The 15,321-nt window shown below is 58.8% G+C and carries 13 protein-coding genes; 6 read left to right on the top strand and 7 right to left on the bottom strand.

Annotated features, from left to right (window positions below):
• Positions 1 to 189 precede the first annotated feature (189 nt).
• The 5 genes from MSL71_RS17700 to MSL71_RS17680 all read left to right on the top strand — a co-directional run bounded on the left by MSL71_RS17700 (position 190) and on the right by MSL71_RS17680 (position 6,802).
• A complete protein-coding gene (locus MSL71_RS17700; RefSeq protein WP_180142890.1) occupies positions 190 to 657 on the top strand; it encodes a hypothetical protein in 468 nt (155 codons plus the stop codon).
• 184 nt (positions 658 to 841) lie between these two features.
• A complete protein-coding gene (locus tag MSL71_RS17695; protein ID WP_180142888.1) occupies positions 842 to 1,336 on the top strand; it encodes a MarR family winged helix-turn-helix transcriptional regulator in 495 nt (164 codons plus the stop codon).
• Between the two features lie 428 nt (positions 1,337 to 1,764).
• Entirely contained in the window at positions 1,765 to 4,464 is a 2,700-nt protein-coding gene (locus tag MSL71_RS17690) for an efflux RND transporter permease subunit (RefSeq protein ID WP_180142886.1), read from the top strand.
• A 266-nt stretch (positions 4,465 to 4,730) separates the two neighbouring features.
• Entirely contained in the window at positions 4,731 to 5,579 is an 849-nt protein-coding gene (locus tag MSL71_RS17685; protein ID WP_180142884.1) for an outer membrane lipoprotein-sorting protein, read from the top strand.
• Entirely contained in the window at positions 5,576 to 6,802 is a 1,227-nt protein-coding gene (locus MSL71_RS17680) for a hypothetical protein (protein WP_180142882.1), read from the top strand. Before MSL71_RS17685 ends, MSL71_RS17680 begins: the two co-directional genes overlap by 4 nt.
• A gap of 207 nt (positions 6,803 to 7,009) precedes the next feature.
• On the opposite strand, the gene gcvA is transcribed toward MSL71_RS17680, so the two are convergent.
• Positions 7,010 to 7,906, bottom strand: coding sequence for a transcriptional regulator GcvA (gene gcvA, locus MSL71_RS17675; RefSeq protein ID WP_180142880.1), 897 nt, complete (start codon positions 7,904 to 7,906; stop codon positions 7,010 to 7,012).
• A 913-nt stretch (positions 7,907 to 8,819) separates the two neighbouring features.
• On the opposite strand from gcvA, the gene MSL71_RS17670 reads away from it, so the two are divergent.
• The gene (locus tag MSL71_RS17670; protein WP_246317819.1) at positions 8,820 to 9,290 is read left to right on the top strand and encodes a superoxide dismutase, Ni; all 471 of its coding nucleotides are present in this window, start codon (positions 8,820 to 8,822) and stop codon (positions 9,288 to 9,290) included.
• An 11-nt stretch (positions 9,291 to 9,301) separates the two neighbouring features.
• On the opposite strand, the gene MSL71_RS17665 is transcribed toward MSL71_RS17670, so the two are convergent.
• From MSL71_RS17665 to MSL71_RS17640, 6 genes are all read right to left on the bottom strand, one after another.
• Positions 9,302 to 10,396, bottom strand: coding sequence for an SO_0444 family Cu/Zn efflux transporter (locus tag MSL71_RS17665; protein WP_180142878.1), 1,095 nt, complete (start codon positions 10,394 to 10,396; stop codon positions 9,302 to 9,304).
• Positions 10,397 to 10,485: 89 nt separating this feature from the next.
• A complete protein-coding gene (locus tag MSL71_RS17660) occupies positions 10,486 to 10,842 on the bottom strand; it encodes an ArsR/SmtB family transcription factor (RefSeq protein ID WP_180142876.1) in 357 nt (118 codons plus the stop codon).
• 104 nt (positions 10,843 to 10,946) lie between these two features.
• On the bottom strand, positions 10,947 to 11,399 hold the full coding sequence (locus tag MSL71_RS17655; RefSeq protein ID WP_180142874.1) for a GNAT family N-acetyltransferase: 453 nt from the start codon (positions 11,397 to 11,399) through the stop codon (positions 10,947 to 10,949).
• A gap of 13 nt (positions 11,400 to 11,412) precedes the next feature.
• The gene (locus MSL71_RS17650; RefSeq protein ID WP_180142872.1) at positions 11,413 to 13,017 is read right to left on the bottom strand and encodes an RNA-binding domain-containing protein; all 1,605 of its coding nucleotides are present in this window, start codon (positions 13,015 to 13,017) and stop codon (positions 11,413 to 11,415) included.
• A gap of 264 nt (positions 13,018 to 13,281) precedes the next feature.
• Positions 13,282 to 13,878 (bottom strand): N-acetylmuramoyl-L-alanine amidase, encoded by a 597-nt coding sequence (locus MSL71_RS17645; RefSeq protein WP_180142870.1) that lies wholly within the window; start codon positions 13,876 to 13,878, stop codon positions 13,282 to 13,284.
• Positions 13,879 to 13,939: 61 nt separating this feature from the next.
• A complete protein-coding gene (locus MSL71_RS17640; RefSeq protein WP_180142868.1) occupies positions 13,940 to 15,262 on the bottom strand; it encodes an acyl-CoA dehydrogenase family protein in 1,323 nt (440 codons plus the stop codon).
• Positions 15,263 to 15,321 lie beyond the last annotated feature (59 nt).

Raw genomic sequence — 15,321 nt, 5'->3', positions numbered from 1 at the left:
TCCATGGCTTCCCCACAAAAAAATCACGGCTACGGCAGCGCCCCCCAATCCCACGATCTTTCGTATGAAACCCGTCATGTGGCCCCGGGGTTTCCAGGGAATTACCGGGCGGACACGGATTCGCATTGCAGGGACAAGTGGGCTGGAGTATGGTAAGAAAATACCCCCCGAAGAACCAAGGAGTGCATCATGGACATACATATCGGCATCGGCATCGGCCCTATACGGTTCGGTCAGGAAGAAGAGAGCGTCACCGAACACCTGGGCCTTCCCGAATCCCGGGAGTACATCGAATTCGAAGATGCCCTGGGCGACGGCACCAAAGTCCTTGGGTACTATGGAGACGGCCTTGTCTTCAACTTCGACTCCGACGACGACTTCCGTCTCTCCACCATCGCCGTTCGCGAGCCCGGCCACACCCTGTTCGGCAAAGACCTGTTCGGGCTCACCAAGCTGCAGGTCCTCACCCACCTTGCAGGCCATATCAACGAGGCGCCCCAGGAAGAGCTTCACACCGAAGACGACGCCCCGGATTACCTGTTGGTGGAGTACGTGGACCAGAGCCTCTTTCTCTGGTTCGATGCCGACACCCTGGTTGAGATCGAAATCGGATACAGGTTCGAAAATGACGAACCCGTCTGGCCGAAGAGCAGCTGAGGTAAATGATGTCGGCCCAGTCACCGATGCAACCTGCCCCACCTGGTTCATGATGATTGATTCGACCTAACCGTGGGAGCCAGAATCCCGCGGGTTTACCCAGGCCTTAGATCAACAAAAGCGATGAGATGGATCGTCGCTTTTTTTCTTGACAAAAATAGTTAAGCAGCTTTACCATTATCCCATGAAAAAACAAGAGACCCCCATAAAGGACCTGCTCCAGAAGATCACCCAGGTCCTGCACAAATACGAACGCATGGAAAAGCTGCCCCTTGTGGTCGACGCAGGGGAAGGCACCCCGCTGACCGTCTCCACCAAGGAGGTCCACACCATCGAGGTCATCGGCGATCATCAGGAGATCAACATCACCGATGTGGCCGGGCACTTCGGCATCACCAAAAGCGGGGCCTCCCAGATGATCGCAAAACTCGAAAAAAGAGGTTTGGTGGAACGCCGCCAGTCGGCTCACTCCAACAAGGAGTACTGGCTCTACCTGACGCGGAAGGGCTGGGCCGCTTACCATGCCCATGAACGCATGCACGGCGAGGACCGGGAGGTCCTTTTCGAACACCTCTCAGAGGTGCCTATTTCCGACCTGAAAAAAACGGCGCAGATCCTGGGGATGTTTGAACAAACCCTGGACGCGCGACTGAACCAGGCGGACATGAAAAAAACGTAACACGTAGCGCCGACGCCCCTCACGGTGACCAACCAGCGTGCCTTCCATGATTAACGTGGATAAAAAAACAGGTCTCCGGCGGCCACCTTTGGCCCCGGCAGGGCGCCAAAGGGCATACCCCCCAGCGCCTGTGCCAAGGGGGCGTTAACCGAACACGTCTCTTTTTTTAAAAAAATAGTTAAGCACATTAACAAAATAGATCACCACACGGCTCCAACCCCACAGCTTAGCCTGACAGTCGTGCGCCAGATTTTTTTGAGCCCCAACGTCAGTCGGCACGAACGTGCCGGGTACCCCGGTACCCCTGCGCCCTATTTTTGCACCATATTAGTTAAGTAAATTAACCTTTTTTTTTATTTCCATGACGCAGCCCTTTCCAGGGCTGCCCCAGACCAGAACCCTTTACCCTCAAGGATTTGGAGATCCCCATGAACGGCTTGAAACGATTCCTGATCAACGCGGCCATTATCCACGCCAAAAAGGTAGCCCTTCTCATCCTGGCAGCCACCCTTGCGGCGGCGGCCTTTTTCCCCCGGGTGGTCATGGACACCGACCCGGAAAACATGCTCAAGACCACCGAACCGGCACGTCTTTTCAACGATGAGACAAAAAAAAACTTCGCCTTAAGTGAAATTGTCATCGTGGGCATCGTCAACGAGGAGGATCCCGACGGGGTCTTCAACCCCGCCACGTTGTCCAAAATCCACACCCTCACCCGATTCGCAGAAACCCTCAGGTGGCCCGATGAATCGGACCCGGACACAACCCACGGGGTCATTGCAGCAGACCTTGTGGCCCCCTCTCTGGTGGACCATATGAGCCAGGACGCTCCGGACTCCCTTCGCTTTGACTGGCTGATGCCCGAGCCCCCCACGACCCGGGAGGCAGCACGGGCCATCCGGGACAAAGCCCTTTCCAACCCCCTTCTCAAAGGCCGCATGGTCTCTGAGGACGGGCGTGCCATCAGCCTCTACCTGCCCCTCACCAAAAAACTCATCAGCTACAAGGTCTACACAGCGCTCCGGGAAAAGATCGCCGAGATCAACACCTCCCCGGAAGGCGACGTCTTCCACATCACCGGCCTGCCCGTTGCCGAAGGCGCCGTGGGCGTGGAGATGTTCACCCAGATGAGCACAGCCTCCCCCCTGGCCATGGTGGTCATCCTGGGCCTTCTGGCCCTGTTCTTCCGGAAGTGGGAGCTCATCATCCTTCCCATGATCATCGCCACGGTCTCCATTGTCATCACCATGGGCCTGATGATCGGTGCAGGGTATCCCGTCCATATCCTGAGTTCCATGCTGCCCATTTTCCTCATGTCCATCGCCATGGTGGACTCGGTGCACGTCTTGTCCGAATTCTTCGACACGTACACCCCCAGGGCCGGCCGGGCCCACACCATCCGCTCCGTCATGGAGACCCTGTTTGCCCCCATGCTCTACACATCCCTCACCACGGCCGCCGGTTTTTTGTCCCTGACCCTGGCACCCATCCCCCCGGCAAAGGTCTTCGGCGGCTTTCTCTGCATCGGGGTCATGGTGGCCTGGCTGCTGACGGTTCTCTTTGTCCCGGCGTACGTCATGATGATACCGGAAAGGCGCCTTGCATCCTTCGGCCACACTCACCAGTCCGGCCGGGAAGCAAAGGGACTGGCACGCCTCCTTTCGGCCCTGGGCCGCTTCACCTTTGCCCACGCCAAGGTCATCCTGGCCGGTTTCTGCCTGGTGGTGGCCGTCTCCGTCTGGGGGATCACCCGCATCCAGGTCAACGACAACTACGCCAAACGATTCGACACCAGCCACCCCATCCGTCAGGCAGATACCGCCTTGAACCGGCACTTTTCAGGCACCTACACCGCCTACCTGGTCCTGGGCGACACCCGGGACGAAGCCCTCGGCCAGCAGGATATCCAGGCCCTTACACACCGGTTGGACCGCTTTGCAGAGGGGCACGAAAATCCCCTGGTCCGAGCTCTGGCAATGCAGATAGCACCGAAGCTCCCGGCACTGGGTCACGGGAACCCGTCCGCCCCTGAGCTGGCTGAGCGCATTGTCGCGTCCATTGAAACGGCATCGTCCGCGGCCAACGACGCCCAATACGATGCCTGGCTCGACATTCAGACCTTTCTGGAGGTCGAGCTCCAGAACCACGCGATTTTCAAACGGCCCGATCTCCTGGCCTATGTGGCGGGCCTCCAGGCCGTAATGGACGCAAAGCCATATATCGGAAAAACCGAGTCCGCCGCCGATGTGGTCCGCAAGGTCAACCAGGAGCTCACCACGGGCCGCACCCAAGACTTCACCCTCCCGGACACCCTTCCCAAGGTGGCCGAGTGCTACCTGCAGTTCCAGCAGAGCCATCGGCCCAACGACCTGTGGCACCTGGTCACCCCGGACTACAAAAACGCCGTCATCCGCCTGCACTTCAACTGCGGGGACAGCATGGCAACCCGCAAAGCCGTGGAAGCTGTCAGCGCCTACACGGCCATCCACCCGCCCCCTGTGCCCCTCTCCTTTGAGTGGGCCGGCCTGCACTACATCAACCGCGTTCTGGAAATCAAACTGGTGGGGGGATTTCTTCGCTCCTTTGCAGGCAGTTTTCTCATGGTGCTGGTGATGATGGCCTTTCTCTTCCGCTCCCCCTTATGGGCGATGCTGTGCATGGTCCCACTGGCCATTACCCTGCCCCTGATCTACGGGGCCACCGGCCTTGCGGGCAAAGACTACGACCTGCCCATTGCCGTGATGAGTGCCCTGTCCATCGGCATGGCCGTGGACTTTGCCATCCATTTTCTGGAGCGCAGCCGAAAAGCCGTTGCCGCCACCGGCAGCTGGGAGTCGGCACTGCCTCTCGTTTTCGGCGAACCCGCCCGGGCCATCAGCCGCAATGTCCTGGTCGTCGCCTTCGGCTTTCTGCCCCTGCTCGTCGCCTCCCTGGTGCCCTACAAAACCACCGGAGCCATGCTCTTTGCCATCATGGCCGCCTCGGGCCTCATCACCCTGGTGGTTCTGCCTGCGATCCTCACCGTCTGGGAAAAGCGGTTCTTCCCCGGGAAAAAAACGACCCACTCCGGTGCCTCGGCTCGCATTCACCCCAGAAAGGTGCCTTCCATAATGGAAATAAAGAAATAAACCGCGCCTCCGGGGTGCGCCCGCAAGTAGCGTTCAAGGTGACACCCCTTGCCCCCGGAGGACGTGCGGTTAAATCGATAATGGACAAGCAACGACATCGTATCCTGTTACGTCGAAGCTTGTGATCCAGCCGACACAGACCATCCGTGTTTATGTCGGGCGAAGCGCAAGGGCAATGAGCTTTCGAGGTGGCTCACCTCGCCGCCGGAGACTTGTTTTTTGAATCGACCTTGACCATAGAAGGCATCTTTTACGAAGGAGACACCATGAACACACACAGCAAAACAATCCCGGCCGTTTTCCTGGCCCTGTGGATCCTGATCCTCACCATCCCCTGTGGCCCGGCCCTGGCGGATGACCTCACCGACGCCGATGAAATCGTCCGGCGGGCAAACCATGCCGCCCTTTACCCCGGGGACGACACCAGTGCCAGCGTCCGCATGGTCATCACGGACAAGCTCGGCCGAACCCGGAAGCGGGCCTTCAACACCCTGAGGAAGAACCACCCGGCCGAAAACGGCGACCAGTTCTACCTCATCTGCTTCAAGTCCCCGGCGGACGTGCGCAAGATGACCTTTCTGGTGCACAAGCACGACAGCCCGGCCAAAGACGACGACCGGTGGCTCTACCTGCCCAACCTGGACCTTGTGAAACGCATTGCCGCAGGGGACAAGCGGACCAGCTTTGCAGGCTCCGACTTTCTCTACGAAGACATCTCCGGGCGAAACATCCACGAGGACCGCCACGTGTTAAAGGAGGTCACCGACCGGTACTATGTCATCGACAACATCCCCCTGCGCCCGGAGAGCGTCGCCTTTTCCCACTACACCGCCACCATCGACAAAGAATCGTTCCTCCCCGTCAAACAGCAGTTCTTCGATAAAACAGGTTCCGTCACCCGGGTCATCACGGCCACCCGGGTGGAAAAAATCCCCGCATCAGAAAACGGCCAGGAGCATCACTACCCCGTCATCACCTGCTCTGTGGCCACAAACATCGCCTCGGGCAGTGTCACGGAGATGAGGGTCTCCAACGTCCGGTTCAACACCGGGGTATCCGATACCCTCTTCACGGAGCGGTACCTGCGCCGCCCCCCGCGGAGGCTCCTGAGATGAAGGGATTCTGCAGCATCGCAGGTTTAATCCTCCTCTTCCTTTGCCTGGCCGTTACGGCCCGCGCAGGACAGGCCCTGCCTGCCTGGCTCGACCCCGTGGAGTTCCACGGCTACGCCGAAGCCCGGGCGGGCTGGCGGCCTGAAAAAGGCCCGGAAGAGACGGGGTGGTCCCCCCTGGAAGCCCGTTTTCAAGGGGACCTCTCGGCCATGTACGATGGGTTTGAGCTGAAGCTGAAGGGGGATATCTGGGCGGACGGGGTCACCGAAACGGTGGAGGATGACCTGCGGGAGGCCTGGGTGTTCACACGGGTGGGGGAGCACACCGACCTGACGGTGGGACGCCAGATCCTCACCTGGGGCACCGGGGACCTGGTCTTTCTCAACGACCTCTTCCCCAAGGACTGGCAGGCCTTTTTCATCGGGCGGGACGGCGATTACCTCAAGGCGCCGTCAGACGCGGTAAAGGTGAGCATCTTCACGCCCCTTGCCGGTGTCGACCTGGTCTACACCCCTCGCTTTGACCCGGACCGCTACACGGACGGCACCTATATCTCGCCGGGGAACACCAACCCTTCGGACACACCGGATGGCTGGTTCAAAGATGATGAGATCGCCCTGCGACTCAACAGGCGGGTGGGAACCTGGGAGGTGGCGGCCTACGGCTATAAAGGGTTCTGGAAACAGCCCTCAGGCACCACGCCCCAGGGCGTGGCCCGCTTCCCGGCCCTGGAGGTCTACGGCGCCAGCGCCCGGGGCCAGTTTGGCCCGGGCATCGCCAACCTTGAGGTGGCCTGGTACCGCTCCATGGAGGACCTCTCGGGCACCGACCCACTGGTGAACAACTCGGAGCGGCGCTACCTTCTGGGCTACGCCCGGGACATGGGCCGGGAGCTGACGATAAGCTTCCAGTATTACGTGGAAGAGATCCTCGATCACGGGGCGTATGGCCACGCCCCCGGAGCCACCCGCGACCGCTTTCGCCACGTGCTCACCTGCAACATGGAGCAGCAGCTCTTCAACCAGACCCTGAGCCTTGGGTTTTCCGGTTACTGGTCCCCCACGGATGAGGACGCCTATCTCCGGCCGCTGGCCGTCTACAAGGTGTCGGACCGCGTGCAGGTCACCACCGGGGCCAATGTATTCCTGGGGTGCAGCAACACCACGTTTTTCGGGCAACTGGAAGACAACACCAACATCTACACGTCAATCCGGTTTGCCTATTGAAACAACGCCGCCGGAGTTATTCCGGTTAAAGTCAGGTCAAAAAACGAGTCTCCGGCGGCGAGGGTGGCGAAGCCACAATAGCGAAAACACCTCGAAAGCTTATTGCCCTAGCGCTTTGCCCTTCGTTCCTCAGGGCAAAGCGCTAGGGCCTTCGACGCGGGCTAAACGGATGGTTTATACGGGCTGGATAGTAACGGAAGGGTTCCGTCAAATCTGATTCTGAGCCTGGAGTTCGGCCGTGATCCATTTCTTGAAGGCCAGGACCTTGGCGTCCTGTACCTTGATCTCCGGGGTGAGGAACCAGTAGGAGATGGGCGAGATGACCCCCACCTTAAAGGGGACCACCAGGGTCCCGGACTGGACGTGGTCATGGATCTGGATGGTGCTGCCCAGGGCCACGCCCTGGCCGTTGGCAGCGGCCTGGATGGCCATGTAGAGAAGGTTGAAGGTAGGCCCCTGCCGCATCTCCATGAGGTTCATGCCCACGCTCTCAAGCCACATGGGCCAGAGGCAGAGTTCGCTGTTGCGAATCAGCAGGTGGTGCTTCAGGTTCCGGATGGTTGTCAGGCCGTGGGCCCCTTCCAGGAGTTCCGGACTGCAGACCGCATACACCCTGCCGTGGGACAATTTGGTGCAATGCACCCCGGGCCACGGTCCGGCGCCGTAGCGAATAGCCACGTCCACATCCTCTTTGCCGAACTCCGTCCGCACTGCGGTGGCGTTTATTTTCAGGTCGATATCCGGATACTCCTGACAAAACAGGTGAAACCGGGAGAGCAGCCACTGGTTGGCAAAGCTCGGGGAGACATTCACGGACAAAACGCCCCGGGCATCTTTTCGGGAAAGTGACGCCGTGGAGATGCGGATCTTGTCCAGGGCTTCGGTGACGGACGGCAGGTAGTCCACACCGGCCTGGGTCAGGCTCAGGGACTGGTGCCCCCGTCGGAACAAAGGGAGTTCCAGAAAATCTTCCAGCTTCCGGATCTGCTGGCTTACCGCTCCCTGGGTGATGCAGAGCTCGCCTGCGGCGGTGGTAAAGCTCAGATGCTTGGCCACCGTTTCAAACACGACCAGGGCGTTTAAGGGGGGTAGGTTGTGAGGCATTAGTTTTTCTAATAGTTCGTTAAGTATTAATGGTTTGTGAATTTTCGGTCCGGGAGGTATCTCTTTTGTCACTCCAACATGTAACACCCCCTGCCGGCTTCAGCCATCCTTTTGCCGGCAGGGGTCAAGAACGGATTGATTCTCCTCCTAAGTAGATTTCTGGCCGCCGGCAACGCCGGCGGCGGCCAGAAATTTTTTTTTGCCCTGCCCCTTCATGTTTCTCTCTTTTATCCCGTAGATGTCGTTCGGTACCGTTGAAGGGCATGCAAATCGTGGCAACATACAACAGGACGCGATCCGTGTACACTCACTTCGTCGGAGGCCAGGGTTAACGCATTTAGATGTTTGCCTCCAGCAGCCCTTCCGGGGGACAAACTTTTGAAAAGTTTGACAAACAGGTCTTGTTTTTTGAGGATGCGTCCCTACAAGGCATAGCCCCTCTTCTTTTTTTATTTACCGGAACGTTTTTGCGGAGCTTTTGTAACTATTCAGCTTATGTTTGCCTCCGGCGGCCCTGCCGGGGGCCAAACTTTTGAAAAGTTTGACAAACAGGGCTTGACGGCTTTGGCTTGAATTTCAGCGATTTTGACTGTTCTAATTTTTCTGAACCTGAAAGTTTTTTGCGGAGCTTTTTTTTAAAAAAGCGACCCGCCGGAGGCAAGCTGAATAGTTACGAGCTTTTTTCAAAAAGCGACCCGCCGGAGGCACCATGCCGACCAAGGTCGTCCCCCGTCCTTCACCCTGGTTCCCACCATGGCAGCTATGGTATAATATCCCCCTGAAAAAAGCGATAAAAGCCACAGGTTTCCAGAGCCTGTCGGGCATCGTTTACCCACCATCCGTGAGGACCCTTCCCCCGAGCCCCCACGTTCCCGTCCCAGGGTTCTCCCAACGCATTTTCAAGGAGAAAACCATGAAACGTTTTTCCGGTATCTTCGGGCTGTGCATGGCATGGGTTGTTATCCTTTCGGCCCCGTCCGCCTTCGCCCACTGCCAGGTTCCCTGCGGGATTTACAACGATGAGATGCGCTTTGAGATGATTTTCGAGCACATCACCACCATCGAAAAAAGCATGAAGGCCATCAACGAACTGGCCCTCTCAGACAAGGGCAACACCAACCAGATCGTCAGGTGGGTCTCAAACAAAGAGCACCATGCAGAAGAAATCCAGAAAATCGCCACCCAGTATTTTCTCGCCCAGCGAATCAAGCCCCCCAAGGACACCAAAGAGATGCCCGGTTATGTGGAGAGCCTGAAGTACATCCACCAGCTGGTGTTTTTTGCCATGAAGGCCAAACAGTCCACGGATCTTGCCCACGTCAAGGCCCTGAAGGAGACCACCGAGGCTTATCGGGCTCTCTACCGCACCATGACGGGCCATTGAGACAAGGGGCCTTACCCGCACTCACAGGCCGGATCAGAGCATCCCCCGTGGCCTCCCCTGCCGAAAAGCACGAGGCCGAAGAGGACCAGTGCGCTCACCGTGCCCACAAAGGTTCGCCCGACATGTTCGGCGCCTGCCTGCCACCCGGCGCTGAGCCCGGTGACGGCGTAGACAGCGTCCACGGCAAATCCCAGGAGAAAGGAGGAGACCATGATGCCCACCAGGTAAAGGATCATGGACTTCTTTCCCAGAATACCGGTGATGACGGAAAGGGCCGCGGCATTGGTGGCGGGTCCCGCCAGCAGAAACACCAGGGCGGCACCGGGGTTGAGCCCCTTGAGCACCAGGGCGGCGGCAATGGGTGTGGAGGCGGTGGCGCACACGTACAGGGGAGTACCGACCACCAGCATCACCAGCATGGCCACCAGGTGATTGCCGAGATAGGCCTCCACCAGCTCAGGCGACACAAAGACGGTGATGAGCCCTGCAATGCCTACGCCCACAAAAAACCATCCCGAGATATCGGTGAACAGGTCGCCGAAAGAGAACCGCATGCCCGTGCGCAGCCGTTCCATGACCGTGGGCTTGTTGGCCGGAGCGCTGCACCCGCATCCGCAGGCGTCGGGCTCGGCGCTTGCCGGAGCCATGGGGAATGCCGCCCTGGGGGCAGGGGTGTCGGTCGTCTCCTTTACGTCCGGGTCCAGGGTACGCACCAGCTGCCCGGTGACCATAGCGGTCAGAAAGGCGGAAAGGGGCCGGAGCACTGCCATCAGGGGATCCAGAAGGGCCCAGGTCACGGCAATGGAGTCCACCCCGGTTTCCGGCGTGGAGATCAAAAAGGAGGTGGTGGCGCCTTTGCTGGCACCCTGCTTGCGCAGCCCCGCGGCAGCGGGCAGCACCCCGCAGCTGCACAGGGGAATGGGCACCCCGAAAAGAGAGGCTTTCAACAGGCTCGACCCGTTCTCACGCCCGAGGTGACGGGCCACAAAATCATCCGGAATAAAGGCCTTGAGAAGGCCTGCAACAAAAAAGCCGAACAGCATGTAGGGTGCTGAGAGGCACAGGACGTTCCAGCTTTCAGCGAGAATCCGTTCCAGTAAAATCATATCGTTTCCTCTGACGCATGTGTGACCACATGTTCACATGTTGTATTAAAAAAAAGCGGGAGACCCCTCCCGCATTCGATCTGTTCCTGCTATTCGTTCACGTGCTGAAGCCCTTGTTCAAAGAGGGTATGCACATGCATATCGTCCAGACTGTAAATCGCGTTTTTCCCGTCTTTTCGGTACTTGACCAGCTTGTGGGAACGAAGCACCCGAAGCTGATGGCTCACGGCCGAGGAACTCATGTCCAGGATATCGGCCAGGGCACACACGCAAAGTTCTGAAAAGGAGAGGGCATGAAGGATCCGAACCCTTGTGGAGTCCCCCAGCGCCTTGAAGAGCTCCGCCAGATGGAACAGGGTCTCTTCAGGCTCCATCCTGGCGCCCACTTCAGCGACGATTTCGGGGTTCATGCACTCGGTCTGACAGGCATCGGGTCTGTTGTCCATTGAGGCTCCTTACATTTGAATATATGCTCACATATTCCATTACGCAACCCCTGTCAACACAATCCGGGGCTACCCGATGAAAATAATTTAATTAATCGTCCATATCAATCAGAGGACAACACCTGGTCCAACTGAATATTTCGGGGATAAAACCTCAGGCGTTTGTAAAAGGCAAGGGCCGGTTCATTGCCGTACACCACGGAGAGACTGCGGCGGGTCACCTTGTTTTCATCCATCCAGGCAAGCCCGCGACGGGCCAGGGTCTCCCCCAGGCCGCAGCCCCTGTCTCTCTCCTCCACATAGAGAGAATCAATCTCCCCCACCCCGGAAGGCGAAATCGTGCAGACGCAGTACCCCACGTCCACGGCCCCCCGGACAGCCAGGTCCACCCGCACCGCGCCGCCGTGGCACAGGATATCGGCGGTGCGATCGGCAAAGGATCGTGTGGCCAGAAGCTCAGAAAAATGAGTGGAGCGGGACGCGTGGTAGGCCTTGAGTTTTTCCCACAAAGGCCCCACCCGCCCGAAAAATTCCTCACCGCCTGTATCAAACCTCATCTCGCCCATCCCCTTACTTCCCGGACTCCAGGTATTTCAACATCTGGCGCATGGTCAGGCTCAGGCTGGAAGGCCCGCTGCGCACATAAAAGGACTCTTCCTTTTTGTTCAGGAGAAACACGGGCCGGTCCGCCCGCTCGCATTCGATGACCAGAACCGTGTGGCCGTCGATGACACCGATGTAGAGATGAAGGTACTGGGTGAACTCCAGGCCGATGTGCTGGTTCATCAGGTTTCGGAAATGGAGCCGGCACTTGTCCTCGCTTTCGAACCCGTCCGGTGCCGTGCCCACGACCTGTCCGTCGTCGTCTACGCCGATGACGATGATCCCCCCGGCCGAGTTCATGAAGGCCACCACGGTTTTCAGCCAGGCGATCTCGATGTGCTTGTCGTTCTTCTCCGTCTTGAGGTTCATGCGCATGGTGGACTTGAACTCCAGGGAGGACCCCTCACCGCGGGTAATCAGGCGGCGAACATCGTCTTCAAAATGATCATCCCGGATCACCCGGTTCGGCATATCCCGGAGCTGGTGACGGTATTTCCAGGTCAGGAACCCGGCCATGACAAACCCCGCCCCCAGGATAATCAAGCCAATGAACAGGATGCCCCACCGCCGCTCCAGAACCTTCTGCAGAAAATCCGACTGGGGCACCACAACGCCGATCCAGAACTCTTTGGTATCTGCCGTGATGGGCTGCACACCGGCCCAGTAGGCCTTGCCATCGATGGTAAAGGTGAAGGCCGCCGAAGGCTTTCCCTTGGCGTGCCAGGCACCCATGGCTTCCCGGACGTCGGGGGCTTCCACGGCGGTATGGTGCAGAAAAAACTGATGGGTCTCGGCACGTTCTTCTCCGCTCACCGGATGATAGACCGAGGCGTCCCCGTCAAAGAGAAACGCCGTGCCGTTGGGGCCGACGTCGGTTTCGGTGATCTGGTTGAACAGGTCGTTGACGGGCACATCCAGGGCCAGCACCGAGGTGAGGGGGTCCTCCCCTTCCGAGGTCCAGGCCATGACCGCCGACAACCCGGGGACTTCAATGTAGTCCAGCATGTAGGGGGGCAGCCAGGTGACATCATCCTGTTTGTCCGAGGTCAGGGAGAGGCCCTCCCTGTACCAGAACCGATTCGTCACGTCGTAGGGTTTCTCTTCCTCCCGGGTATCGATGAGCTGGCCGTTCACCCACTGTTTCCAGGTGATGACCTTGGGGCGATGGGGGGAAACGGTCCGGGTGATCCAGATGTTCTCGTTGGCCGTGAGCAGGTAAGAACGCCCCTCGGTGTCCCCGAACTTCACCGCCGCCACCTGGGGCATGTTCTCCATCATGGGGATGAGCTTGGTGGTGATGGAGGCGATATCGTCCATCTGCCAGATCCCGGCAACCCCCCATTTCTGAATCAGCAGGGCGTTGCTCCGCACCGGATCGTAAAACTGGAAGATGGCGTCGGATGTGGCCCGAAGGTTCTGGCGGATATGCTCCTGGGCGATCTCCTTGCGTATGTTGGCCCCCTGGATCAGGGTCACCGCGGTGATGGCCCCGGTGGTCAGAAGGATCACCACGATCAGGTCGCGCAGCAGCCGTTGCCGTGTACCGGCAGGATTGAGGAGTGTTTTTATCATTGAAAACCTTTCGTTTCCTTATAGGTGGCATGCAAAAAAGGCCAGTATGCCATAAAAGAACAAGAGTCAAAACCTCGGGCCAAGGCATTTGGTTCTTGCCTCCGGCGGCCCTGCCGGGGGGCAAACGTTTATAAAGTGTGACAAACAGATCTTAAATTACCATTTCCAGGCTCCGCCGAAACAATCAGCTTTCGAGGTGGCTCACCTCGCCGCCGGAGGCATGCTTTTCGGGACGTCGTTGACCATAGAAGGCAAGGGAAGAAATCAGGCCTGGCCCGCCACCCAGCGCACAATGGCCCTCTCATGGAAATCCACGATGCGCCGTCGTCCCTCCGGGGTCATCAGGAGCTGACGGCACTCCTCTTCGTTGTCCATGAAAAAATTCTCCGTCAAAACGGCGGGCATGGCCGTATGCTTCAATACGAAAAAGTTCCTGTCCTTGTCAAAATCACCGTCCCTCAAATCCGCACGCAGGGGCTTGTCCGGAAACTCCCGGACAAACTCCTCGGCAAAACAGTGGGCTGCTGCATCGCTTTTCGTCGTCCCCATGGATGAGTACACTTCAAAGCCGGAACCACCCCCTGCGTTGGCGTGGACGCTCACATAAAGGGAGGGCTTGTCCCTGAAGCGGTTCGCCCGCGTGACCCGGGTCCCGAGGGTGACGTCCCGCTGCTCCGGGGCGATGAGGACATAGGGAATGCGCCTCTGGCCCAGGCGCTCGGACAGCCCGTTGACGATCCACCGGTTGAACTCCCCTTCAAAGAGCTGGCTCCCGTCCTCCCATCGGGGCGACCGCTTCCCCGAGGTCTGGTAAACGCCATCGATCACTCCGCCATGGCCCGCGTCCAGCAAAATCAGCATCTTTTCCTCCCTTCACCCAACAAAAACCGTTGTCCCACGAAAGCAGAAGCCGGCATTCCGGCTATGGGGTCTCCTTAAAGGCAGAAGCCGGAAAAAAGCAGTAGGGACAGGCCTCCGGGGGCTCGTCTCCCTGGTGGACGTAGCCGCAGACGCGGCACCTGAAGGTTTTGCCTCCGGGGTTTTCCAGGGGATCTGTATCGCGCTGAACGGGAAGATCTTCCAAGGGGGGCATGGCCGGCTTGTAGCCGGACAGGAGCCAGCCCGAGACAATGAGGCGCTGGATCTCGCTGGTGCCCTCATAGATCCTCAGCAGGCGGATGTCCCGCATGAACTTTTCCACGGGGAACATTTTTGTGTACCCGTACCCACCCAAAATCTGCATGGCCTCGTCCACCACCTCCCAGGCGGCTTCCGTGGCATAAAATTTGGCGATGGAAGCGGCGATGGTGGGGTCTTTTCCCTCATCGGCCTTCCAGGCGGCTTTCCAGGTCAGGAGCCGGGCTGTCTCCACCTTCTGGTACATCTCGGCAAGCTTGAACTGCACGGCCTGGAACCCGGAAAGGGGCGAGCCGAAGGCGTGCCTCTTCTTGGCATAATCCAGGGCGAATTCCATGGCAGAGCGGGCCGCGCCAACGGCAAAGGCGCCGATCATGGGGCGGGTGCGGGCAAAGGTCTTCATGGCCAGGACAAAGCCCTTCCCCGGCTCGGCCAGCACGTTGGTCTTGGGCACCTTGACCCCGTCAAAGCGTACCCCCACGGTGTTGGAGCATCGCTGACCCATCTTGGGAATGGGCTTGCCCACGGTGATCCCCTTGCACCGCATGTCCACGAACAGGGCACAGATCCCTTCATGGCTTGCCTTGGGGTCCACGGTGGCAAAAACCGACATGAAATCGCAGACGCCCCCGTTGGTGATCCAGTACTTGGTGCCGGTGAGCAGGTAGTGATCCCCGGCGTCCGTTGCCCGGCACTTGATGGCCGACACATCCGAACCCATGGTGGGCTCCGAAGTAGCAAAGCTCACCCGGGCCCCCTCCACCAGCACCTGGGCGAAAATTTTCTTCTTCAACGCCTCGTTGTCCGACAGGATCAGGGGCTCCAGCCCCAGGGAGCTGTCAAAGACACTGGTGGCAATACCGGGGCATGCCGCGGCCAGCTCCTCGGTGACAAGGGCCGCGTCCACAAGGCCGTACCCACGCCCCCCGTACTCGGAGGGGATATCCGCATTCATGAACCCGGCATCCAGGGCCTTTTCCAGCACCTTCACCGGTATCTCATCTTGTTCATCGTAATGCCAGGCCACGGGCAGCACATGGTCCGCAGCAAATCTCCGGGCCCGTTCCCGAAGGGCCAGCTGAGCGTCCGTCAGATGAAAATTGAGCATGAATCGTCTCCTGTCATGGGTTGAAGGGGAGGAAAAGGGCCTGATAAAAATGAAAAAAG

It is taken from the genome of Desulfoluna butyratoxydans (assembly GCF_900699765.1).
In the GTDB taxonomy this organism is placed as follows: Bacteria; Desulfobacterota; Desulfobacteria; order Desulfobacterales; family Desulfolunaceae; genus Desulfoluna; species Desulfoluna butyratoxydans.
This window is presented reverse-complemented; position numbering and strand designations above follow the sequence as displayed.

Bases quoted from the DNA above. Each gene is read 5' to 3' on its own strand.
- MSL71_RS17660 (WP_180142876.1), bottom strand. From the start codon at position 10,842: ATGGACAACAGACCCGATGCCTGTCAGACCGAGTGCATGAACCCCGAA.
- MSL71_RS17685 (WP_180142884.1), top strand. From the start codon at position 4,731: ATGAACACACACAGCAAAACAATCCCGGCCGTTTTCCTGGCCCTGTGG.
- MSL71_RS17670 (WP_246317819.1), top strand. From the start codon at position 8,820: ATGAAACGTTTTTCCGGTATCTTCGGGCTGTGCATGGCATGGGTTGTT.
- MSL71_RS17650 (WP_180142872.1), bottom strand. From the start codon at position 13,017: ATGATAAAAACACTCCTCAATCCTGCCGGTACACGGCAACGGCTGCTG.
- MSL71_RS17655 (WP_180142874.1), bottom strand. From the start codon at position 11,399: ATGAGGTTTGATACAGGCGGTGAGGAATTTTTCGGGCGGGTGGGGCCT.
- MSL71_RS17640 (WP_180142868.1), bottom strand. From the start codon at position 15,262: ATGCTCAATTTTCATCTGACGGACGCTCAGCTGGCCCTTCGGGAACGG.
- MSL71_RS17645 (WP_180142870.1), bottom strand. From the start codon at position 13,878: ATGCTGATTTTGCTGGACGCGGGCCATGGCGGAGTGATCGATGGCGTT.
- MSL71_RS17695 (WP_180142888.1), top strand. From the start codon at position 842: ATGAAAAAACAAGAGACCCCCATAAAGGACCTGCTCCAGAAGATCACC.
- MSL71_RS17690 (WP_180142886.1), top strand. From the start codon at position 1,765: ATGAACGGCTTGAAACGATTCCTGATCAACGCGGCCATTATCCACGCC.
- gcvA (WP_180142880.1), bottom strand. From the start codon at position 7,906: ATGCCTCACAACCTACCCCCCTTAAACGCCCTGGTCGTGTTTGAAACG.
- MSL71_RS17680 (WP_180142882.1), top strand. From the start codon at position 5,576: ATGAAGGGATTCTGCAGCATCGCAGGTTTAATCCTCCTCTTCCTTTGC.
- MSL71_RS17665 (WP_180142878.1), bottom strand. From the start codon at position 10,396: ATGATTTTACTGGAACGGATTCTCGCTGAAAGCTGGAACGTCCTGTGC.
- MSL71_RS17700 (WP_180142890.1), top strand. From the start codon at position 190: ATGGACATACATATCGGCATCGGCATCGGCCCTATACGGTTCGGTCAG.